The sequence below is a fragment of the Sneathiella marina genome (assembly GCF_023746535.1).
Lineage (GTDB): Bacteria > Pseudomonadota > Alphaproteobacteria > Sneathiellales > Sneathiellaceae > Sneathiella > Sneathiella marina.
Genome location: NZ_CP098747.1, coordinates 1,026,646 through 1,047,882 on the forward strand (window position 1 = coordinate 1,026,646; position 21,237 = coordinate 1,047,882).

Sequence of the window (21,237 nt, forward strand, 5' to 3'; positions counted from 1 at the left end):
AATTGTAATAGATTTAGGAAAATTGAAATTTTATTTCAGATTGTACAGGTCGGATCTGGAAGAATTATTGATAATTGCCGTCGGTTTCTATAAACAAAAAAAATGTTTGATGATTGGGAGAGGGGAATGACGTTCAAAAGTAGGGCAACAAGGACGAGGCGTGTAATTTCCGCTAGTGTTCTGACAGCCGTATTTGGGAGCTTACTGATTACTGGCACAGCGCAGTCTGAGACGCTTAAAGAAGCTGTGCAAATGACAGTCTCCACCTACCCGGAAATCGCGGAAGCTTCGGCGAACCGCCGCGCTGTTGATCAGGAATTACGCCAGGCTGAAGGTCTTTATCTTCCGTCACTGGATTTAGCCGCGGGCGCTGGTTGGGAATGGACTGACACTGTTACAATTGATAATGAAGAGCTGATAAGAACAGAATCCAGTCTCATTTTATCGCAAACGTTACTTGATGGCGGGTTTCGAGCGGCCGAAGTTGACCGGCAGGAAAACCGCGTTGATAGCGCAGCCTATCGGGTAAAGGAACGCGCTGAGGCAATTGCCCTCGACGCTATTCGTTCTTATTTGGACACTTTGCGTAGTCTCGAAATAGTAAAGCTGGCAACGGAAAATGTTGAAAAACATCGTCAAACTCTCGCCGAAATTCAAGATCGAGTGGCAGCGGGGCAAAGCGGAATTGGAGATGATCAACAGGCTAAAGCTCGTTTGGCTGCCGCTCAGGATACATTGGTGGAAACCTTACGTGCACTCGATGACTCCGAGATTACCTATTTGCGGGTTGTTGGTGTTAATCCGATAAACCTGGAATTGCCGGAGTTTAGTGATGGTACATTGCCCGAAAATATAGATGATATTGTTGCCATCGCCCTTGATACAAATCCAGATATTAAGTTTGCGGAATCTGACGTCAAAACTTCTCAAGCAGAGATCGATGCAGCCAATTCAAATTTCTATCCCACAGTTAATCTTGAGGTCGGTGGATCGGCAGATAACAACATAGACGGGATTGACGGTCATAATGACGATTTTTCTGCGATGGTGCGCCTGAACTATAACCTTTACCGCGGCGGTATTGATATTGGCCGGGAAAAAGAAGCAATTGCTAGAAAATCCGAGTCTGAACAGCGAAAATTAAGATTTGACCGTCTAGTTGAAGAAGAGGTTCGTAGAAGCTGGAGTACTATGGCGCGATCACAGGCACGCGCTGTCGTGTTGTCTGAAGAGGTTGTGGCGAATGGTCAGGTCGCCTCTACGTACGCTCAGGAATTCCAGATTGGACAACGGGATTTGCTTGATTTGCTCGATGCAGATAACGAATTGTTCAACTCTCGGACTTCATTGGTAACAGTGGAATACTCGGTACTCTTTTCCAAATATCGACTGCTGGCGACAATGGGGCGTTTGAATACAACATTGGGTGTTATATTACCGGAAGAGGCTTTGCCGGGAAGTAAGGGCTAGGCCACTTAAATCCAAATGGTTTTTGGCCATGTATCATAGTGTTTTATTGATTATGGTTCTTTGTGACGCCACCATCCAATTTCATTTACAGAATAAATTGGACGATAATGCTTGATCCGTTTGGCGTCTACAACTTGCCCAATTTGATTGTCTAGTACAAGATTTTTTCCATCAAATTCCACAACGAGTATGGCATGGGCAATACCAAGGTTCATGTCCTGCAAAACGACGATTTTCATATCTTCTGCGGACCACCCCAATGCTCGCAGTGTGAAATATTTTACTATGGCATAGTCTTCACAATCGCCAAATCGGGCAAAAAACTCCTTCGGTATCTCCCAGTAGTCGCGAACCCCCCAATTCACTGGATCCAAAATATACCGAAATAGGTTCATATGTTGATTAACACGATTAAGCTGCTCCTGCTTTGGCAGCTCTCTCCAATCTTCAATCAATGCCAGCCATTTTTGATGCGCACATCTATTGTACTTTCCTGACTGGCAGTCTCCAGGCTCTTCTTTGTAGGTTTTGAGAACCTGCCGCCATTTGGGAAAAGGTTTTAAGCCGTCATAGGGTGTTGCTCGATAACCAAACAGTCCAACCGCTTCCGCATTCGTTGCAAGCGGGCTAACAAGCAAGGCACTACCAAGAACAAGTGCCAAAATGGACACTCTAAATTTTAATAATATTCCGGTCATTACTTTTGAACTTGGTCTTTCAATGTAGCGCGCGCAATATGCGGGCATATAAGTTTTTATAGTATGGACAATAAACTCTTAATAAACACTAAAATTTGTATGAATTAAGGCGCAAATTGAGTGTTGCGGATTGCCTAAAACTACATAAAAATTTACCTATCTTAAAGGGTTTAGCGGCATTCTACTTGCGTTAGTATCATAATAGAGGTCTGGAATGTCAGAATTCGACGACGAAAGTAACGGAAAAAACAAGGCATATACATCTGTCGCAATTGGTATTGTCTTGCTTTTAGCGGTTGTCGTCGCCGGAATTTGGGGCACTTTCAGGTTTATAGATGAACAACGAGATCGTGATCTTCAGAATTGGGAGATTAGATTGGGCATTGTCGCAGAGAGTCGGGCAGCGAGTGTTGAGGAATGGCTCCGTGAACAGAAACAAGCGATCGGTACGTTGGCAAATAATGCTTCTTTGCAGGTTTACTTGACACAGTTGGTGATCGAAACAAACGAGAATGGGAATGCTATTTCAGATGTTCCTGAAGCTGGATATCTCATTAATTTATTGAATAACCAGGCCGTCATCAGTGGCTTTTGGGAGCCGGAGGAACCAGAGATAAGAGCCAACGTAACCCGTCCAGGCCGGGCAGGTATCGCGCTTACAGATAAAACCGGCAGTCTATTGGTTTCCAGTGGAAATATGCCGCCGCTTAACCCGAATATACGGGCTGCCATGGCGCAGGCGGGCAGTGGCCAGCCGGCGCTCATTGAAATGTACCAAGGAATTGGCGGGGATCCGACTATGGGCTATGTATGGCCTGTGTTTTCTGTGCAGGGAGAGGAATCTAGTCAGGAAGTAATTGGCTTTGTCGTGGGCGTTCGTACCGTCAGCTCGTCGCTATACCCGTTGTTGTTTCAGCCCGGAGACATAATGCAAACCGCAGAGACTTATCTGGTTCGGCGCGAGGGCAATTTGGTTCAGTATATTTCTCCATTGGCGGATGGAACAAGAGCTTTGGAGAGAAAACTGAGCCTTAAGGACACACTGGCAGCCGCGTTTGCTGTTGACCATCCAGGTGATTTTGCTGCCGCCAACGATTATTTGGGAAATAATGTGCTGGTTACAGGACGTGCTTTATCGGGCGCGCCTTGGTTTCTCGTAAGAACTGTTGCAGTACAAGAGGCATTGGCGGAAACGGAAGAAAGACTATCCACAATGCTTGGGATATTTATCCTACTCATTGTTGGCGTTGCAGTTACCGTGATTGCTGTATGGCGTCACGGAACGTCAATTCGAGCATCGGAGCTTGCTTCCAGATACAAGGGTGCAGCAGAGCATTTAAAGGAAAGAAGTGAATTTCTCAAGATCGTAACTGACCAGCAACCTACAACCATTGCCGTATTTGATGCGGAAGATAAATATACATTTGCCAATCGCGTGGCTGCGGATGACGCTGAATTATCTCAAGAAGAAATGCTTGGTAAAAAGGTTGCTAGTGTTCTGGGACCTGTTCATGCGAAGGAAATCATCGAAATGACTGATTTAGTCCGTGGCGACTTTCAGCCGCGGTCTATGATTACACATCTTTCCGAAGGTGACGCAAATCAGATCATAAAGTCAGATTTTATTCCCTTACGGTCGGCGCGGGCTAGCAAAGAGGTATTGACTGTCTTTCAAGATATCACAGATGTTGTGAAGGAGAGGGAAAGACGCGAAGCCGTGTTGCGCAGTCTCGTTTCAACGTTAGTTGCATTTGTTGACCGTCGAGATCCTTTTTCGGCGGACCAGTCACGTCGTGTGGCTAAAGTAGCCGTTGCGATCGCCGGTGAAATGAAGACTTCCGAGGAAACAATCCGTACCGTTGATATTGCTGGCAATCTTATGAATATCGGAAAGATACTTGTTCCGCCGGATCTATTAACAAAAACGAAAAACCTGTCGAATAAGGAAATGGATACAATTCGCAATAGTCTTGTTGCGAGTGCAGATTTACTGGAAGAAGTTGACTTCGATTTGCCAGTCGCCGCGACGTTACGCCAGCTTCAAGAGAATTGGGATGGCTCTGGCCAGCCGAGAGGTCTGCAGGGAGAGGAAATTGGTGAAGCCGCTCGGATTATCGCTGTTGCAAATGCGTTTGTTGGAATGGTGAGCCCGAGGGCGTATAGAAATGCTCTGGGCTTCAGTGCTGCTGTCCGGCATTTGTTGGAGGACGCGGATATTCGGTTTGATCGGAAAACAGTCAGTGCCTTGATAAATTTTCTCGAGAACCGCGGTGGTCGTGAAGAATGGCAATATTTCTCCCAGAAACCGAATACTGCTGAAGATAAAAAGTAGGATGGCGACTTAGAGGAGAGAGGAAGCCTGCAATGCCGCCGGGCCGGTGAGTATAAGTTTTACAACTTCGCTCTGACGGCTGGTATCTGTTTTCCGAAAGACCTGCCGCAGTTGGGATCTGACTGTATGCATACTGACGCCCCACTTTTCTGCTAAATCATCCAGCGTGTGGCCATTGGTAAGCCCCAAAGCTAAACGGCCCTCTGCCGGGGTAAGGCCATAGAGCCCGCAAATGGATTCCACGGAAAGCTCAACCGGCTCAGCTGGGTCAGAAACGAATAGGACAGCTCCTTTTCCAGCGACGCCTGTTCCAATAGGCGCGACCATGATATTCAGAGGTGAATCATTTTCCATGCGGGTTAATGAAATAGCGAATTCAGCTTCCGATTTATTTTCAGAAGAGGGCGACAGGGTTTCTGAGAGCAATTTTGACAGTGCTTTATTTTCTCCAGGAAGCGTGGCACGACAAATGCGATCCGGCCCGACAACAAGACCATCGGATTTCTCCAGATAAGATTTAGCCTTGCCGTTAAAAAAGAGAATTTTTGAATCTGCCGTAACTAAAATTATTCCCATGGGTAAACGGTTGAGAACAGCAGTTGCGGAATCAAGCAACGGAGCTGATTGCGAGTCCCGTTGATGAATTTCGTGCCTCTGGACTGCGTTGAGAAGGCTGCGAGACATGGTGTCTGTTGTTAGCTGAGCTTTGACCAAGTAGTCTTGAGCGCCCCGCCGGATTGCTTCGCGGCCGATTTCCTCATTGTCTCCGGTAAGCACGACTATTGGCGAATTGGAAATTTTCTGATGAAGTGCCGTCATCATCTCAAATTGACATTCCGCGTCCTGAGTTACATCCAAAAGTATGACGTCTCCGTCCCGGCTGGTACCTTTATCCATAAATTCTTGTAAGTCATGAATGTGCTCAAGCGAAAAATGCATAGGCGCAGTATTGGAGAGGAGCCAGCTTAGCTGCTGCGCATCTTCCTCTCGTTTTCCGATAAATCGGACAATAGCATTAGATTTCTCGACCATTTAAACCGCATATCCTAGATTTTTTTCAATAGCGATAATGCCGCTATTTCAAATCGCATAACAGCATGACGTGAATTACCTAAAATTTCGATAACTTGAGAGCTAAATTATCGTGAACCCCTTAAACTTTTCTGTAATAGAGAAATATGTCAGAATTAAATTCCCTGAGGTAAAAAATAGCCTGACTTTGTATGATGATTTGATTACATGCATTCTTTCGCAATCATATCTATTTGAATACTCTAAAACTGGTTATTAAGAAACAAATGTCAAATTATATCGCTTTTCATAAGCCTTACGGTGTCCTCAGTCAATTTACGGGTGAAGCAGGGCAAAAAACGCTGGCGGAATTCGGCCTGCCTAAAAACGTTTATGCTGCGGGACGGCTCGACAAAGATAGCGAAGGGCTATTGATCCTGAGCGATGATGGGCGCTTTATCAAGAAATTGCTTGATCCGGACAATGCGCATGAGAGGGTTTACTGGGTGCAGGTTGAGGGTATTCCTGATGACCAAACATTGGCCCAATTGGCAAAGGGCGTCTTAATACGAAACTACAAAACCAAACCTTGTCATGTTACCCGATTGGTGCCCCAGCCGGAGCTAGCCCCTCGTGTTCCACCTATTAGAGTACGAAAAAACATACCAACGAGCTGGATAGAAATTACACTCACCGAAGGAAAAAACAGACAAGTCCGGCGTATGACAGCTGCTGTTGGACTACCGACGCTGCGTCTCATCAGGCAAAGGGTTGGAAAATTTCGCTTGAGAAATCTCCCGCAAGGTAAATGGCAAGCTACTGAAAAAGCTGCCATTACTCCTTAAAGGCTGGCAAAAAAACTGAATTCCTAATGAGCAAATAGAACCGGTGCTGTCATATGTGCTAACGTATTCTCGGTTGCGCCACCCAATATCATTTCGCGAAGGCGACTATGTCCGTAGGCGCCCATTACAAGCATATCGGCACTATAATCAACCAGGGCATCCAAGAGTGCATCACCGACTTTAATATCAGGCCAGACACCAGCCTTGAAAGTAGCCTCAATACCATGTCGCTTTAGATGCGCAAGGACATGGTCTGTTTCATAGCTTTCATCTTCGTCGGCATTTACGCTGAGAAGTGTGACTTTGTCGGCATTCGTTAAAAATGGAAGTGATTCATGCAGGGCACGCGAAGCCTCACGAGAGTTGTTCCACGCCACCAACACATGCTTTCCAAATTTAGCGTATTCACCAGCATAAGGGATTACGAGGACGGGGCGGGGAGAGCTTACTACGAGCTCGTCGGCGATGTACTGGCTTTGCATGTTATTATCGGCATCAGGATCTCCTTGCCCAACAATGACCAAATCCACGGCGACAGCATGTTCGTTTATCAAATCCGGGGCATACCCTTCTTCAACAACAACCTCAACTTCCTGTCCAGCCGTGCTTGATAATTTTTCAAGCTTTGCCTTGGCTTCAGCAGCTTGTGCTTCCTCAGTTACTTTCGATTGCTCGATAAATTCCGGGGGAACATATCCCATGAATGATGTTGGCACAGTAACTTGTGCGATCGTATATAGTGCTTTGATATGGGCGCCATGAAGTGCCGCCAGATTAAGAGCAGTTTCAATCCGAGATTCCAATTGCGGATCATTGTTCAGATGGAGCAGAATGGTTTTGATCGACATGGGTTCTTCCTAAATTTGCTTGTTTTTCTTTTGTCACTTTACCGGATTCTATATCGACGAAAATTGATTTGAGACAACTGATAACAGTTTCTGGCTAGTATCATCATAAATTCCCCGATGCCTTAAACATAAGAATTGCAGCGTAAGTTGACAACTTGATAGTTGTTTCTGTTTAATTTTGCATACTTGGTTGGCTTCGTGCCTGTTTTGTCCCTTTTATAGCCTGACGCCACAAATATTTTTACAAGGGAGATCAAAACTCTGATATGTACAGCTCGGTTTATTATTGAAGTATATGAGGGATGTGAGAGGAGCTTAAGGAAATGGAGGCAATAGATGCTTTATTATCCCGGAAATCGTCTGCCATGCTGGATATTCCGGCACCCTCCCCTGATGAGATCCAAATTTTGCTACAAGCTGCAACGCGTGCGCCGGATCACTGTCGATTGCGCCCATGGAAGTTTCTAATTATTGAAAATGACGCCCGAAAAGCGCTGGGCGATGTCATGGTTGAAGCATTGAGGATCCGTGACCCGAAAGCAAGTGACGCCATGCTGGAGAAGACACGCGGAAAACCATTACGAGCGCCATTAATAATAGTCGTCATCGCGAAAGTTGAAGAACACCCAAAAGTTCCCAATGTTGAGCAGGTCTTGTCCGCTGGTGCTGCTGCCCAAAATATAATGATAGCGGCTCATGCGCTGGGGTATGCCGGTATCTGGCGTAGCGGGGCACCGTGTTTTGATGAACATGTCCGAGAAGCATTAGGCGCGACTGGTAACGATCAAATTGTTGGGTTCCTGTATTTGGGGACCGCCAGCAAAAAACCCATCCTTCCTAACGAACCCATTGACGAGTATTTGGAATTCTGGACTGGAAAAGATAGGAACTAATACGCGTGGGGCGTTCTATAATCAAAAAGGAAAAATCTGTTGTCTGAATTAATTTTTCATCATTATGAACCCTCCCCGTTTGCCGAAAAAATTCGATCCATTTTTGGCTATAAAGACATTGAATGGAAGTCTGTGCAAATCCCGAGGATGATGCCAAAACCTGACGTCATGCCGCTTACTGGCGGCTATCGTAAAACGCCCGTCCTGCAGATTGGTGCTCATATCTATTGTGACACTCAAATCATCATTAGAGAAATTGAAGCACGGAAGCCAACACCCAGCCTTTTTCCTGACGGAAGCGATTTTCTAGGTTGGGGAACCAGCTTTTTTACTGACAAGGCGTTATTTAGTGTTTGTGTTGCAATCGTTTTTGGCAGTTTCGGAGATCAGTTACCCGATGAGTTCATTAAAGATCGGGCTGAACTTTCTGGTGGAAATATAAACATCGAGCGAATGAAGGCCGGTTTGCCTTTCTCCTTTCAACAATTCTCTTCCATGTTGGATTGGGCTGAGCAGGGCCTTGCGGACGAGCGCACTTACTTCCTTGGGGACGTAGCGAGCCTGGTTGATTTCAATATGTACTTTAATCTCTGGTTTGCGGGCCGTGTTCCAGATGCAAAAGCAATAATCGCACAATTTCCGAATTTGAGCGCCTGGATGGCCCGAGTTGCTGATTTCGGCCATGGACGTCAGTCGGATATGACGTCAAAGGAAGCATTGCAAATTGCTAAAAAGCAGGATGTTTCAGCATTTGTCGGAGAAATCCAAAGCACCGAAGGACTAGGCGAAGGCGAACAAGTGACAATAACACCGAATGATTCAGGACGCATACCTGTCACTGGAAACTTGGTGACGTTGACGACACAGGAAGTTGCAATCCGTCATACGAATGACATAGTTGGAGAGGTAATTATTCATTTTCCGCGCGCCGGGTTCATACTAAGTTAGCCGTTGGGTGCTACGGTGGAGGTTTCCTCCCCCTCTGCCTGTATGGTGAACTTTGAAGCCACTATTGAAATAGCTGTTAAAATAGATACCTATTTGCTAGTTTGATTGCCGGTACAAGAATGATATTCCGTAACTTACCTTCGATGAGGGAACGAATTTTGGTTAATATATTTCGAAATGCGATCCTTGGCTTTTGCGCCTTCGCTATTGTTATTTCCTATCAAATAGAGAGGGCAGGTTTTTCTGCTGCATTGGCGGAAACGAAATTGCCGGAGGCGATAATTGCAGTCGTCGACATCAGTTATATCTTAAAACATTCCAAGCCGACAAAAGCCGCGGAGGCGGAAATCGAAGAAAAACTCAAAACAGTTGATGAGGATCTAAAGAAGCGAAGTGCGGATTTAAAAAAAGAAAAAGAGCAGCTTGATAAGCAGCGGGCGATTATTTCGCCGGACGCGTATAAAAAGAAGCTGGAAAAACTGAATATCACGCATCAAAACCTGCAGCGTGAATCTCAGATTCTGCGTGGAAAGTTCAATCAGGTCATTCAGCGCGTACGTCTACATTTACGTGAATTGATTATTGTTCAGGCTGCAGCTGTTAGTAAGGAAAAAGGTGTAAATGTTGGAATTGACCGAGCGAAAACCGTCTTTTTTGACAATCAGATGGATATCACCGAAGAGGTACTTGAACGCTTTAATAAATCAAATCCGAAAAATATAAAAATAACCATTGATGAAAATCCACCCGCGGCGGAAAAAAAGAAAAATTGAAGGTGAGCGTTAAATCAACTCCAATAACTTTTCTTTTAAGGTGTCATCGCAAAATGCTGCCCGTATCGCGCTTCGCGTAATTCCTTCTAGATCTCCTGTGTCGAGGCCATAGTTCTTTGCGGCTTGTTCATATTCGTATCCGACTGAAGTCGCAAAGAAGGGTGGATCGTCTGAGCTTAAAGTGACGACACAACCGGCTTTCATCATTTCTCCAAAGGGATGCGATTGTCGGCTTTTAAAAAGTCCGGTTGAAACATTACTTCCTGGACACAATTCCAGCGGTATTTGCTTATCTGCAATTTCTTCGAGAAGCTCGCTATCTTCTATTGCGCGTACCCCATGTCCGATCCGTGAAGTTGGCAAATAATCCAATGAAGCTCGAATGCTTTCTGGTCCGCCGAATTCGCCAGCATGGTTTGTTGTTTGATATCCCGCACGATACGCAAGATTAAAAGCCGGGGCAAAATCTCTGGGGTGAAATTGAGCTTCATCACCGCCCATACCAAAACCAACGACGAAAGGGTGGGGATTATTGACAAATTCCGTTGCCACTTTCAAGGCTTTTTCCGGACCGAGATGCCGGACACACGTCACAATGATACGGCCAATAATTCCGAACTCCCGATAAGCGTCTTCAATGCCTGCGGCAATTCCTTCCAGATGATCCGCATAACTCATACCGGCTTGCGCCGCATGATCAGGGGATGAAAACATCTCGACATAAATAACGTCTTCGCGGGCACATCGTGCAAGATAGTCATATGTAATCAGACGATAATCGTCTTTGGATTTGATCGCGGCTGCAGCTTTATCATAGCAGTCCAGAAACTCCCAAAATGTTGTCCAGGCAAACTCCCCATCGGACTTGAAAGTTGTCGGATCCAGTAATGTGCCATTTTTTGCTGCCAGCTTTTTTACAAGCGCAGGTGTTGCTGTCCCTTCCAAATGAACATGTAATTCTGCTTTTTTGACCATTATTTCTCCAGAAAGGATGTGCCATTCGATAATGGAGGTATGGCCAGGTGTTGGGCGATGCTTTGACCGATATCGGCAAAAGTGTTGCGCTCTCCGATGGAGTGGCCAATGACATTCGGACCGAATGCAATTATGGGAACCACCTCACGGGTATGATCTGACCCCGGCCATGTCGGATCACATCCATGATCGGCAGTGAGCACGACCAGATCACCCGCTCGTAGTTTTCCTTCTATTTCCGGCAGCCGGGCATCAAATTCCTCCAGTGCATGCGCGTATCCGGGCACATCTCTACGATGTCCGAAAGATTGATCAAAATCGACAAGATTGGTGAAAATCAGACTTCCGTCCTCTGCCCGGTCGAGAGCATCCAAGGTTGCATCCACCAGCGCCATATTACCTGCCGCTTTAACAATTTCACCTGTACCCTGGTGAGCAAAGATATCTCCGATCTTGCCAATTGAAATTACCTGCCGGTTATTGGATGTCAAGCGATCAAGTAAGGTCGGTTCCGGAGGAGGGACCGCCAGGTCACGACGATTTGCTGTTCGTGTAAAAGTACCGGGCTCCCCTGTAAAAGGGCGGGCGATTACACGTCCAATCTCGAAATCATCCACGAGATTTCGAGCCAATTCACATAAATCATATAGTCGCTGTAAGCCAAAGCTATCTTCATGGGCTGCAATCTGAAAAACGCTGTCAGCCGATGTATAGACAATGGGCTTACCACTTGTTAGGTGGTCAGCACCAAGGCGCTCAATTATTTCCGTTCCCGAGGCATGACAGTCGCCAAGCACACCTGGAATGTTTCCCTGTTCGATCAAAGATCGCGTCAAGTTTTCCGGAAAGCAAGGAACGGTCTTGGGGAAATATCCCCAGTCAAAAAGAACAGGTACGCCTGCCATTTCCCAGTGTCCCGAGGGCGTATCCTTGCCCTTACTTTTTTCGTTGGCTACACCATATAGGCCACTGAAATCACGGTTTGTTTGTTGATTCCCATGATAAGCATCATGGGCGGCAAAGAGACCCAGGTTTTGGAGGTTCGGAAGCTTGAGTGGACCTTCTCGATAGTCTGCATCGGCTTGATTTTTATCTGCCGCGTCTATGATATGGCCGAAAGTATCAGCGCCCATGTCCCCAAAAAGGTCAGCATCCCGCGCGGCACCCAGCCCAAAACTGTCCAGGACAATGATTATTGCGCGTGTCATAAATCCTCCTTCGTCAGCCGAGCCCGGATAACAGGAGAAACGGTGACGGCTTCGTCTGAGATCGTAATCGCAGACAGAATACGGTTTTCCGCCTTATCTGCATCGGAATTATTCTTGGCGTAGATTGTTGCGACCGGATTTCTTGGGCCAAGTTTTGCACCGAGGCCGGCAATGTCACCAAGACCAACACTATGATCAATTTCATCAGAGGCACGAAGTCGGCCGCCCCCCAAATCAATTACGGCGACACCGAATTCGCGGACATTCATTTTTGCCAAATAACCTCGCTTGGGAGCAATGACTTGCCGCCGGATTGGAGCAAGAGGAAGATATTGATCCACATTGGCCATGAGATCCGGGGGCCCTCCAAGCGCTGTAATCATTTCCGCAAATTTAGCGGCGGCGGTGCCACTGGAAAGAGCACCGGTTACTGCATGAGGGGCGGAGACTTCATCCGCAAGGCCTGTAAGAACAAGCATCTCCGCACATAAGGCAATTACAATTTCCGACAATCTGGCGTCCACGTTTCTGCCCGTCAGGAAATCGATTGTCTCTCTTACTTCGATCGCGTTTCCCGCTGTTTTCCCCAGAACTTCATTCATATCAGTGAGGAGGGCAGTTGTAGGCATACCATATCCATTCGCGACAGTGACGATGCTGCGAGCTAATTCCATTGCTTCATCATAGTTGTCCTTGAAGGCGCCGGAACCGAACTTGACGTCCATCACCAGTGCATCGAGACCTGCCGAAAGTTTCTTGGATAAAATTGAAGCCGTGATTAGCGGTATCGATTCAACGGTGGCTGTTACATCCCGTGTTGCGTAAAACCTCTTGTCTGCCGGAGCCAGATCTTCGGTTTGACCAATAATAGCACATCCAACATCCTTGATGGTTTGCATCAGGAGCTCAGGGCTGGGTGAAGTATTATAACCCGGTACACTATCCAGTTTATCGAGGGTGCCCCCTGTATGACCCAGGCCACGCCCGGAAATCATGGGTACGGCGCCGCCGCAGGCTGCTATTATCGGAGCAAGCATTAAGCTGACTTTATCGCCGACACCACCTGTGGAATGCTTATCGACTACAGGACGACCCAGTCCCGCTTTCGACCAGTCCATAACATGTCCTGAATGGGTTTTTGCCCGCGTCAGGAAGATCCGCTCCTGCATGGACATCCCTTGGAAAAAGACGGCCATGGCAAAGGCGGCTATTTGTCCTTCTGAAATAGAATGATCTGTTATGCCGTCAACAAAAAACTGGATTTCAGCTTCACTCAGCTTGCCGCCATCGCGCTTTTTTCGGATAATTTCCTGGGGAATAAAATGTTGTGGCTGGCTCATAATTTCTACGCCTCACTCGCCGTAAGGGATCCAAATATTTTTGATTTGAGTCGCGTGGCGTAAAAACTCCCGCCCCTCCGCGTGGGCAGAGTTAAACCAATCACGTGCTTGCCCATGGTTCACCCAAGTCCGCTTCATATTTCCGACAGAAGCAGCTTCGACCGCTGCACTTCCTTCTTTCGAGCCAAAGTACCAGACCGATTTCACGTCATCATGCTCCGCAAGTGTTTGCGCGAGCTCCTCGTGGTATCCGGTCACAATATTAAAGGCACCGGCCGGAAAATCTGAGGTATCCAGAACCTGATAGAGATCTGTTGCGCAGAGCGGGTGGTTCTCCGACGGGATCAGGACAATCCGATTGCCCATGGCCAGGGCAGGGCCGGCGAGTGAAATGAGGCTTAACAAAGGATTTTCATCCGGGCAGATAATGCCAATGGTTCCAATGGGCTCCTTCATCGCCAATGTGACACCGCGTAAAGGAGGTGAATGCACAGTGCTTTCATATTTATCAGCCCAGGCTGCATAGGAAAAAAGTCGGTTTATACTGGCGTTCACTTCATCAATGGAAAGCGTTGAGCTGACGCCCGTAGTTGTCTGAAGGCGCTCTGCAAACTCTTGGCGTCTCGCATCAAGATTCTCGGCTAAATAGTAAAGAATTTGCGCCCGCCCGTGACTGTTGATTTTTGTCCATGCGCTTTCCTTGCGCGCAGCCTCAACAGCATTGCGGATATCCTTCCGATTGCCATGACCAATTTCCCCTATTTTTTGGCCTGAAGCAGACAGTACCGGCAAGCTGTAGCCTGAATCGGGTCGAGCTTGCTTGCCGCCAATGTATAGTTTTGCGGTTCTATCTAGTGAAGGCAAGGTAGAGGGGCTCCCAGATTGAGTCGCTTTTCGCTGAGATTTCCTCTTGTTCTGAACTGGTTTCAGGTGTGTTTTTGGCTTTAAAACCTCAAGCATGCCCTCATGTCCGCCTTCACGGCCATAGCCGGATTCCCGGTTTCCGCCAAATCCGCAGGCTGCGTCAAACTGGTTGGTTGAATTAATCCAAACAACACCGCAATCCAGCTTAGGCGCGATGTCGAGGGCAAGATTAATATTTTCACTCCAGACTGAAGCTGCCAAACCATACCGGGTGTTATTGGCAATTTGAACCGCTTCATCAGGAGTTCTGAAGGTCATTGTCACGATGACAGGGCCAAAAATTTCTTCCTGGGCAATTGTCGCCGCAGGCTGCACCTCCGTAAAAAGGGTCGGGGGATAGAAAGATCCGGTTTCTGGTACGTCAATATCCGGTTGCCACATTTTGGCACCTTCTTTTTGACCTGTTTCCACCAGTTTTTCTATGGTCTTAACTTGAACAGGGGCAACAATCGCTCCCATATCGATTGACTTGTCGAGCGGATCGCCGATGCGTAATGTTTTCATACGCTCTTTTAACTTTACAACCATTTTGTCGGCGATACCCTCTTGCAAAAGCAAGCGTGAACCGGCGCAGCAAACCTGCCCCTGATTGAACCATATTGCGTCGACAACGCCTTCCACGGCGCTATCCAAATCAGCGTCTTCAAAAACAATAAATGGGGACTTACCCCCAAGTTCTAGAGTGAGGTGTTTTCCACTTCCTGCCGTGGCATTTCTAATGCGACGACCGACTTCTGTTGAGCCAGTAAAGGCAATTTTATTGACATCCGGATGTGTCACAAGATGCTCTCCGGTTTTGCCATCACCAGTGACGATATTAACGACGCCATCCGGCAATCCGGCATCTTTGCAGATTTCTGCGAAGCATAAAGCGGTGAGGGAAGTATATTCTGCCGGCTTTAGAACCACTGTATTTCCGGCGGCGATAGCAGGTGCGATTTTCCAGGCGAGCATCAGCAATGGGAAATTCCAGGGTATGATCTGGCCTATCACACCCATGGGCTCAAATTCTGGAAATTCCTGATCTTGCAGCTGCGCCCACCCGGCATGATGATAAAAATGGCGTGCGACGAGAGGAATATCGATATCACGGGTTTCCCGGACGGGTTTTCCGTTGTCCAAGCTCTCCAAAACTGCCAGTAAACGGGCATTTCTCTGGACCGCACGTGCAAGCGCATATAAATGCCGAGCGCGCGCATGACCGCCTATTGATTGCCAGCTTTTTTGGGCTTTGCGGGCTGCTTTCACGGCCTTGCCGACATCTTCTCCATTTGCTGCGGCAATTTTTCCCAATGACTGCGCTGTCGCGGGGTTTACGCTATTGAACCATTTCTTTGAGCCTGGTTTCGCCCAAGCTCCATTTATGAAAAGGTCAAATTTCCCCTGATGATCGGACAGCCACTTAACTGCAAGCTCCCGGGATTCAGGCGCTTGACCGTAATCCATGGTGTCAAATATTTCTGCAATGCTCATAACAAATGTCCTTTAAGACATGGGATGCCGGAAATCGGCGGAGTATCGGCCTGTCACATGATGTTCTAGCTGTCGTTCAATATCACCGAGCAAACTTGACGCGCCTATGCGGAACAGATCAGGTTGCAACCATGGCTTACCTAATTCTTCTTTCATCATGATCTGGTAGTTCAGGATATCTTTGGCCACGCTAATTCCACCTGCCGGCTTATACCCGACTTTATGCCCTGTCATATCCAGATATTGCCGGATCATACGGATCATGACCAGCGTTACGGGCAGTGTCGCATTTATGCTTTCTTTGCCGGTTGAGGTCTTGATGAAATCCGCGCCCGCCATCATGGCAACCAGGCTCGCTTTGGCCACATTTCGCAAGGTAACAAGATCGCCAGTTCCCAGGATTGCTTTTAAATGCGCTTCCCCGCAAGCTGCGCGGAATGTCTTGACCTCGTCATAAAGAGCTTGCCAGTTTCCCGTTAACACATGACCACGGGTTATCACAATATCGATTTCATTTGCACCAGCGGCAACAGACGCTTCGATTTCCTTAACCCGTAAGGAAAAGGGGCTGAGACCGGCTGGAAATCCGGTGGAAACAGCGGCAACAGGGATACCGGTGCCTTCAAGGGCTTCGACGGCCGTTTCGATCATACTATGATAGACGCAAACGGCACCCGTTGTGATATTCCGATTTTCCATGCCCAGAGCGCGGAGAATATCGGGGCGGACCGGTTGGCGTGCCTTAGCACATAAACGTTTAACCCGCCCTGCCGTATCATCACCGTTAAGCGTTGTCAGATCCATGCAAGAGATCGCTTTCAGGAGCCAAGCAGCCTGGTGTTCTTTCTTGACACTACGGCGGCCCCCTAAGGTGCTGGCGCGGCGTTCGACGGCACTGAGGTTGATCCGGACATCTTCCAGTAAATCGAGACGCAGTGGCACACCGGCATTGCGCGCATGATCTTGGTTTGGCTTCTTCAGTTGACTAATCGTTGCCATTTTCCGTACTCCGCAAATGTGCCTTCAACAATTCACGTTTCAAAGTCTCCAGAAAAACAATCACAAGCTTTTCCAGATCTTCCGCTGCCAGTTTAGCACATTCCAGTGTTTGTTCGTGACTAAGCTTTGTTTTACTCATCCCTGCAACCAGGTTTGTAATGTTGGATATGGCGGCCACCCGCAGTCCACAATGACGTGCAACAAGAACTTCAGGCGTCGTTGACATACCGACAGCGTCAGCCCCCAGCGTTTTAAAAGCTTTGATTTCAGCTGGCGTTTCGAAATTTGGGCCGAGATAATGAAGATATACACCTTCGTGCAACTCGATTTTAAGTTCCTTTGCAACAGCGGCTAAATGCTCTCGCAATGTCGGGTCATACGCTTCTTCCATGGAGAAAAAACGAGGGCCGAATGCCGGATCATTTTCACCAACCAAGGGATTTAATCCAGTGAAGTTAATGTGGTCGCTTAGCATCATCAAGCTGCCCGGCCCCATTTTCTTGCGAAAACTCCCGGCAGCATTCGTGACAAGCAGGATTTCAATTCCGAGTATTTTCAGCATGCGAATAGGGATGGCGAGGTCTTTTGGATCAACACCTTCATAGTAATGAATGCGCCCTTGCATACAGATAACGGGCATGCCGCCCAGGCGCCCCAAAATCAATCTACCGGCATGTCCTTCAACAGTTGACTGCGGAAAATCCGGGATGTCCTGGTAGTTCAGATCTGCGACTATCTCAACTTTATCGGCCAGATCGCCAAGACCTGAGCCAAGAACTATCCCGACACGGGGAACGAAGCCTTCTGCCGCCTCTTTAACAAAATCAGCGGCAGCATGTGGATCAAGTGTCATTATCTTTCCTTGATGTAAGGTTCACCAATGGCTTTGGGTGGATGGGCTTTTCCAACGAAACCGGCGAGGAGCAAAACAGTTAGTATATATGGGAGCGCTTGTATGAATTGTACAGGGATAGTACCAACAATCGGCAATTCAACGCCTTGCAGCCGCGCTTGCGCGGCATCGGTAAAGGCGAATAACAAGCAGGCAATAAGGGTCGGGACGGGCTTCCATTTGCCAAAAATCAATGCTGCGAGCGCAAGATACCCTTTTCCCGCTGTCATGTCCCGGATAAATCCAGCACCATGGGCTGTAGACAAATATGTACCTGCAATACCACACATAAAGCCCGTAACGGCGAGAGCTTTATACCGCATCAAATCCACTGATATTCCTGCGGTATCGACCGCATGCGGGTTTTCCCCAACGGCACGAACCCGTAATCCAAAACGTGTTCGATAAAGTATCCAGGCGGTAATCGGGACTGCCGCCGCTGCCATATAAACGATGATATTATGGCCGGATATGAGTTCAGCATAAATATAACCGATAACCGGGATATTTTGCGCAGCTTCCGCGAACGGTAACTCGATAGATCTAAATCTCGCGTCTCCGTTCAGGGAGGGGGTTTGTCCCCCCATTTTAAACCATGCGAATCCGAGTGTCGGGGCCAGGCCTGCGACGACAATATTAATGGCCATACCCGAGACGACCTGATTTCCTTTATGGGTGACACAGGCATAGGCATGCAGTGCCGATAGCATGAGCGACGTGAGAATACCTGCGCCCAATCCCACCCAAGCCGAACCTGAAACTGCAGCGACTGCCGCCGCGGCAAATGCGGCACCGAGCATTTTTCCTTCCAGACCGATATCGACCACACCCGCCCGTTCAGAAAACATACCGGCTAAGGCTGCAAGGACAAGCGGCGTTGCCACTCTTAACGTTGCATCCAGCATCAATATGGTCAGTTGAAAGCTTTCCATTTATGGTGCCTCCACTATTTGTGGGCCAACAATGCGTCGATAAACAGCTTCAATTTTGGGTCTGAACATATGCTCCAACGCGCCAGAAAACAAAATGATGAGACCTTGGATGACCACGATCATTTCTTTATTGATGGATCGCATTTCGAACGCCAGTTCAGATCCACCTTGGTATAAAGCGCCAAACAACAATGCAGCTAAAAAGATACCTACGGGATGATTACGGCCCATGAGAGCAACGGCAATTCCAACGAAGCCATAGCCGCCCGTAAAATCCAAAATCAATCGGTGTTGAACGCCTTGAATTTCGTTTACACCAACAAACCCTGCTAGAGCCCCTGACAGCATCATTGCCAGAATAATATTTTTTGCCGGTGAAATTCCGGCATATCGAGCGGCCGTCTCATTTTGCCCAACGACACGAATTTCGTATCCCCAGCGTGTATGCCAGACGAAAAAATAAAAACAGGCACTCAAAATCAAAGCATAAATAAACGAAAGATTAAGAGGCGTTTTAGGCATTGTCAGATATTCATGGAAGAAGGGAAGCCATGTCGTCTCGGCAAACTCCCTGCTTTCCGGTGACTGGCCATTTGGGTCAATGAGGACTTCCACCAGTAGATATGTGGCCAACGCCGCCGCGATGAAGTTGAACATGATTGTCGTTATGACAATATGGCTACCACGCTTGGCCTGAAGGTAAGCGGGAATATATGCCCAACCGGCGCCAAAAATTGCGGCTGCAATCATAGCCATCGGTATGATCAGCCAAATTGGCAGCCAGTCAAAGTAAAGGGCAATTAATCCGACACCCAAGCCACCAAGAATTGCCTGGCCTTCAGCTCCAATGTTAAATAATCCGCAATGGAATGCGATCGCGACAGCTAGTCCTGTGAAAATAAAATTCGTTGTATAATACAGGGTATATCCAATGGCTTCCGGGTACCCAAAAGCACCATAGAAAAGGACCTCCAAAGCCTTAATGGGATCATCGCCAATTATAATTATGACAATGCCTGATATGAGGAATGCAGCGATCAGATTAACAATGGGTACAACAGCATAATTTATCCAACCAGGAATCTTTGCAGGTGTGCCAAATTTTATCTTTGCTTCTGCCATTAGGGTGCTGCCTTGTCTAAAGCGTCCGTATCACGGATACCGGCCATCATCAGACCCAGCTTGGTTTCTGTGGCGTCTTTTGAATCGATCACACCAACGACTTCGCCATCAAACATCACGGCAATTCGATCAGCAATGGACATCACTTCATCAATTTCGACGGAAACAACCAGGATGGCCTTTCGGGCATCCCGCATTTTTATAAGCTGGTTATGGATAAATTCAATCGCACCAATGTCAACGCCTCGTGTCGGCTGGCCAACGAGGAGCACGTCAGGGTCCTGCTCCATTTCCCGCGCTAGAACCAGCTTCTGTTGATTGCCGCCGGAAAACCCCGATACCTTTAACATCGGATCGGTCGGGCGTACGTCAAACTTTTCAATATATGTTTCGCAAGCATTGATCATAGCTCTTTGATCAAGTCGCAAACCATTATTGTATTCTGGACTATCCTGATATCCCAAAATTGTACATTCATTTGCGCTGAAGGAGAGCACCAGACCAGAGCGGTGGCGATCTTCGGGAACATGCCCCAAACCAATTTTTCGCAGATTTCGGGCAGTGAATTTTTGCGAACCGCACATTTCCTGGCCTTTATATCGAATGCTGCCGGAAGCTGGTGCAAGAATCCCGCCCAGCACTTCAAGAAGCTCAGATTGGCCGTTACCGGAGACACCGGCTATTCCTAATATTTCACCAGCCTTTACATCCAGACTTACGTCCCGAAGGCGGCCAACGCCATCTGCGTCAATATAATTCAGATTTTTAATCTCTAATAATGTCTCAGTGGGTGTCGCAGGTTCTTTTTCCACATGGAGCAATACAGAACGACCAACCATGAGTTCGGCAAGTTGCTCCCGGTTTGTGTTAGCCGTCTCTACATGGGCAACCATTTCGCCACGCCGCATAACAGAAACGGCATCTGTGATCGCCATAATCTCCCGTAATTTATGAGTGATCAATATGACAGTTTTGCCTTGATCGCGGAGGATATCGAGAATACGGAAAAGGTGATCGGCTTCTTGTGGAGTGAGTACACCGGTGGGCTCGTCCAGTATCAATATTTCAGCACCTCTGTAGAGGGCTTTCAATATTTCAACACGCTGTCTGAGGCCAACCGGCAAATCTCCGACAATCGCATCGACATTTACATCCAGTGCATATTCCTTTTCCAGGCGCTCTAGCTCAATGCGGGCCTTGGATAGACCATCGGCAAGCTTAAATCCGCCTTCGACGCCAAGTATGACGTTTTCTAAAACAGAGAAGGTGTCAACAAGCATAAAGTGCTGATGCACCATACCGATACCAGCAGCGATTGAGCTTTGCGGATTGTCGATGTCGCAAAGGTTTCCGTTAACAAAAATCTCGCCGCTATCCGCTTGATAAAAGCCATACACGATACTCATCAATGTGGACTTCCCAGCCCCATTTTCACCAATGATGCCGTGAATGGATCCCCGGTTCACAGATAAGGTAATATCCTTATTCGCGTGAACCGGGCCAAACCGTTTATTGATACGACGTAACTCGAGCGCCGGAGCCTCTATTGTCATA

General features: G+C 47.6%; 18 protein-coding genes. 6 read left to right on the plus strand and 12 right to left on the minus strand.

Annotated features, from left to right (window positions below; all coding sequences use genetic code 11):
- The first annotated feature begins 126 nt into the window (after positions 1-126).
- Positions 127-1,470, plus strand: a complete 1,344-nt coding sequence (locus NBZ79_RS04920) for a TolC family outer membrane protein (RefSeq protein ID WP_251935994.1) — start codon at positions 127-129, stop codon at positions 1,468-1,470.
- A gap of 50 nt (positions 1,471-1,520) precedes the next feature.
- Here NBZ79_RS04920 and NBZ79_RS04925 read toward each other — a convergent pair whose 3' ends face one another.
- Positions 1,521-2,168 carry a transglutaminase-like cysteine peptidase gene (locus NBZ79_RS04925; protein ID WP_251935996.1) on the minus strand — a complete coding sequence of 216 codons (648 nt, stop codon included), beginning with the start codon at positions 2,166-2,168 and terminating at the stop codon, positions 1,521-1,523.
- Positions 2,169-2,382: 214 nt separating this feature from the next.
- On the opposite strand from NBZ79_RS04925, the gene NBZ79_RS04930 reads away from it, so the two are divergent.
- A complete protein-coding gene (locus NBZ79_RS04930; RefSeq protein WP_251935997.1) occupies positions 2,383-4,500 on the plus strand; it encodes an HD-GYP domain-containing protein in 2,118 nt (705 codons plus the stop codon).
- Between the two features lie 9 nt (positions 4,501-4,509).
- On the opposite strand, the gene NBZ79_RS04935 is transcribed toward NBZ79_RS04930, so the two are convergent.
- The gene (locus tag NBZ79_RS04935; protein WP_251935999.1) at positions 4,510-5,532 is read right to left on the minus strand and encodes a DNA-binding response regulator; all 1,023 of its coding nucleotides are present in this window, start codon (positions 5,530-5,532) and stop codon (positions 4,510-4,512) included.
- A 266-nt stretch (positions 5,533-5,798) separates the two neighbouring features.
- On the opposite strand from NBZ79_RS04935, the gene NBZ79_RS04940 reads away from it, so the two are divergent.
- Positions 5,799-6,356: a pseudouridine synthase gene (locus NBZ79_RS04940; RefSeq protein WP_251936000.1), complete on the plus strand. Its 558-nt coding sequence runs from the start codon at positions 5,799-5,801 to the stop codon at positions 6,354-6,356.
- A 23-nt stretch (positions 6,357-6,379) separates the two neighbouring features.
- Here NBZ79_RS04940 and NBZ79_RS04945 read toward each other — a convergent pair whose 3' ends face one another.
- Complete coding sequence (locus tag NBZ79_RS04945; RefSeq protein ID WP_251936001.1) at positions 6,380-7,204, minus strand: universal stress protein; 825 nt, start codon at positions 7,202-7,204, stop codon at positions 6,380-6,382.
- A 323-nt stretch (positions 7,205-7,527) separates the two neighbouring features.
- Here NBZ79_RS04945 and NBZ79_RS04950 point away from each other — a divergent pair, with 323 nt between their 5' ends.
- The 3 genes from NBZ79_RS04950 to NBZ79_RS04960 all read left to right on the plus strand — a co-directional run bounded on the left by NBZ79_RS04950 (position 7,528) and on the right by NBZ79_RS04960 (position 9,818).
- The gene (locus tag NBZ79_RS04950) at positions 7,528-8,097 is read left to right on the plus strand and encodes a nitroreductase family protein (RefSeq protein ID WP_251936002.1); all 570 of its coding nucleotides are present in this window, start codon (positions 7,528-7,530) and stop codon (positions 8,095-8,097) included.
- Between the two features lie 39 nt (positions 8,098-8,136).
- A complete protein-coding gene (locus NBZ79_RS04955) occupies positions 8,137-9,045 on the plus strand; it encodes a glutathione S-transferase family protein (protein ID WP_251936003.1) in 909 nt (302 codons plus the stop codon).
- Between the two features lie 158 nt (positions 9,046-9,203).
- A complete protein-coding gene (locus NBZ79_RS04960) occupies positions 9,204-9,818 on the plus strand; it encodes an OmpH/Skp family outer membrane protein (protein ID WP_251936004.1) in 615 nt (204 codons plus the stop codon).
- A 9-nt stretch (positions 9,819-9,827) separates the two neighbouring features.
- Here NBZ79_RS04960 and add read toward each other — a convergent pair whose 3' ends face one another.
- From add to NBZ79_RS05005, 9 genes are read right to left on the minus strand one after another with little or no spacing between them, the layout of a single operon-like run.
- Positions 9,828-10,793, minus strand: coding sequence for an adenosine deaminase (gene add, locus NBZ79_RS04965; RefSeq protein WP_251936005.1), 966 nt, complete (start codon positions 10,791-10,793; stop codon positions 9,828-9,830).
- A complete protein-coding gene (locus tag NBZ79_RS04970) occupies positions 10,793-12,001 on the minus strand; it encodes a phosphopentomutase (protein WP_251936006.1) in 1,209 nt (402 codons plus the stop codon). The genes add and NBZ79_RS04970 overlap by 1 nt, the downstream gene beginning before the upstream one ends.
- A complete protein-coding gene (deoA, locus tag NBZ79_RS04975; RefSeq protein ID WP_251936008.1) occupies positions 11,998-13,341 on the minus strand; it encodes a thymidine phosphorylase in 1,344 nt (447 codons plus the stop codon). The genes NBZ79_RS04970 and deoA overlap by 4 nt, the downstream gene beginning before the upstream one ends.
- A gap of 12 nt (positions 13,342-13,353) precedes the next feature.
- Positions 13,354-15,738 (minus strand): aldehyde dehydrogenase family protein, encoded by a 2,385-nt coding sequence (locus NBZ79_RS04980; RefSeq protein WP_251936009.1) that lies wholly within the window; start codon positions 15,736-15,738, stop codon positions 13,354-13,356.
- A gap of 12 nt (positions 15,739-15,750) precedes the next feature.
- On the minus strand, positions 15,751-16,737 hold the full coding sequence (gene deoC / locus NBZ79_RS04985; protein ID WP_251936011.1) for a deoxyribose-phosphate aldolase: 987 nt from the start codon (positions 16,735-16,737) through the stop codon (positions 15,751-15,753).
- A complete protein-coding gene (locus NBZ79_RS04990; protein ID WP_251936013.1) occupies positions 16,724-17,590 on the minus strand; it encodes a purine-nucleoside phosphorylase in 867 nt (288 codons plus the stop codon). The genes deoC and NBZ79_RS04990 overlap by 14 nt, the downstream gene beginning before the upstream one ends.
- Positions 17,590-18,561 carry an ABC transporter permease gene (locus NBZ79_RS04995; RefSeq protein WP_251936015.1) on the minus strand — a complete coding sequence of 324 codons (972 nt, stop codon included), beginning with the start codon at positions 18,559-18,561 and terminating at the stop codon, positions 17,590-17,592. The genes NBZ79_RS04990 and NBZ79_RS04995 overlap by 1 nt, the downstream gene beginning before the upstream one ends.
- Positions 18,562-19,683 carry an ABC transporter permease gene (locus NBZ79_RS05000; RefSeq protein WP_251936017.1) on the minus strand — a complete coding sequence of 374 codons (1,122 nt, stop codon included), beginning with the start codon at positions 19,681-19,683 and terminating at the stop codon, positions 18,562-18,564.
- Positions 19,683-21,236, minus strand: coding sequence for an ABC transporter ATP-binding protein (locus NBZ79_RS05005; protein WP_251936018.1), 1,554 nt, complete (start codon positions 21,234-21,236; stop codon positions 19,683-19,685). The genes NBZ79_RS05000 and NBZ79_RS05005 overlap by 1 nt, the downstream gene beginning before the upstream one ends.
- Position 21,237 lies beyond the last annotated feature (1 nt).

Bases quoted from the DNA above. Each gene is read 5' to 3' on its own strand.
- deoA (WP_251936008.1), bottom strand. From the start codon at position 13,341: ATGAGCCAGCCACAACATTTTATTCCCCAGGAAATTATCCGAAAAAAG.
- add (WP_251936005.1), bottom strand. From the start codon at position 10,793: ATGGTCAAAAAAGCAGAATTACATGTTCATTTGGAAGGGACAGCAACA.
- NBZ79_RS04930 (WP_251935997.1), top strand. From the start codon at position 2,383: ATGTCAGAATTCGACGACGAAAGTAACGGAAAAAACAAGGCATATACA.
- NBZ79_RS05005 (WP_251936018.1), bottom strand. From the start codon at position 21,236: ATGACAATAGAGGCTCCGGCGCTCGAGTTACGTCGTATCAATAAACGG.
- NBZ79_RS04990 (WP_251936013.1), bottom strand. From the start codon at position 17,590: ATGACACTTGATCCACATGCTGCCGCTGATTTTGTTAAAGAGGCGGCA.
- deoC (WP_251936011.1), bottom strand. From the start codon at position 16,737: ATGGCAACGATTAGTCAACTGAAGAAGCCAAACCAAGATCATGCGCGC.
- NBZ79_RS04970 (WP_251936006.1), bottom strand. From the start codon at position 12,001: ATGACACGCGCAATAATCATTGTCCTGGACAGTTTTGGGCTGGGTGCC.
- NBZ79_RS04945 (WP_251936001.1), bottom strand. From the start codon at position 7,204: ATGTCGATCAAAACCATTCTGCTCCATCTGAACAATGATCCGCAATTG.
- NBZ79_RS04995 (WP_251936015.1), bottom strand. From the start codon at position 18,561: ATGGAAAGCTTTCAACTGACCATATTGATGCTGGATGCAACGTTAAGA.
- NBZ79_RS04980 (WP_251936009.1), bottom strand. From the start codon at position 15,738: ATGAGCATTGCAGAAATATTTGACACCATGGATTACGGTCAAGCGCCT.
- NBZ79_RS04920 (WP_251935994.1), top strand. From the start codon at position 127: ATGACGTTCAAAAGTAGGGCAACAAGGACGAGGCGTGTAATTTCCGCT.
- NBZ79_RS04940 (WP_251936000.1), top strand. From the start codon at position 5,799: ATGTCAAATTATATCGCTTTTCATAAGCCTTACGGTGTCCTCAGTCAA.
- NBZ79_RS04925 (WP_251935996.1), bottom strand. From the start codon at position 2,168: ATGACCGGAATATTATTAAAATTTAGAGTGTCCATTTTGGCACTTGTT.
- NBZ79_RS04935 (WP_251935999.1), bottom strand. From the start codon at position 5,532: ATGGTCGAGAAATCTAATGCTATTGTCCGATTTATCGGAAAACGAGAG.
- NBZ79_RS04950 (WP_251936002.1), top strand. From the start codon at position 7,528: ATGGAGGCAATAGATGCTTTATTATCCCGGAAATCGTCTGCCATGCTG.
- NBZ79_RS05000 (WP_251936017.1), bottom strand. From the start codon at position 19,683: ATGGCAGAAGCAAAGATAAAATTTGGCACACCTGCAAAGATTCCTGGT.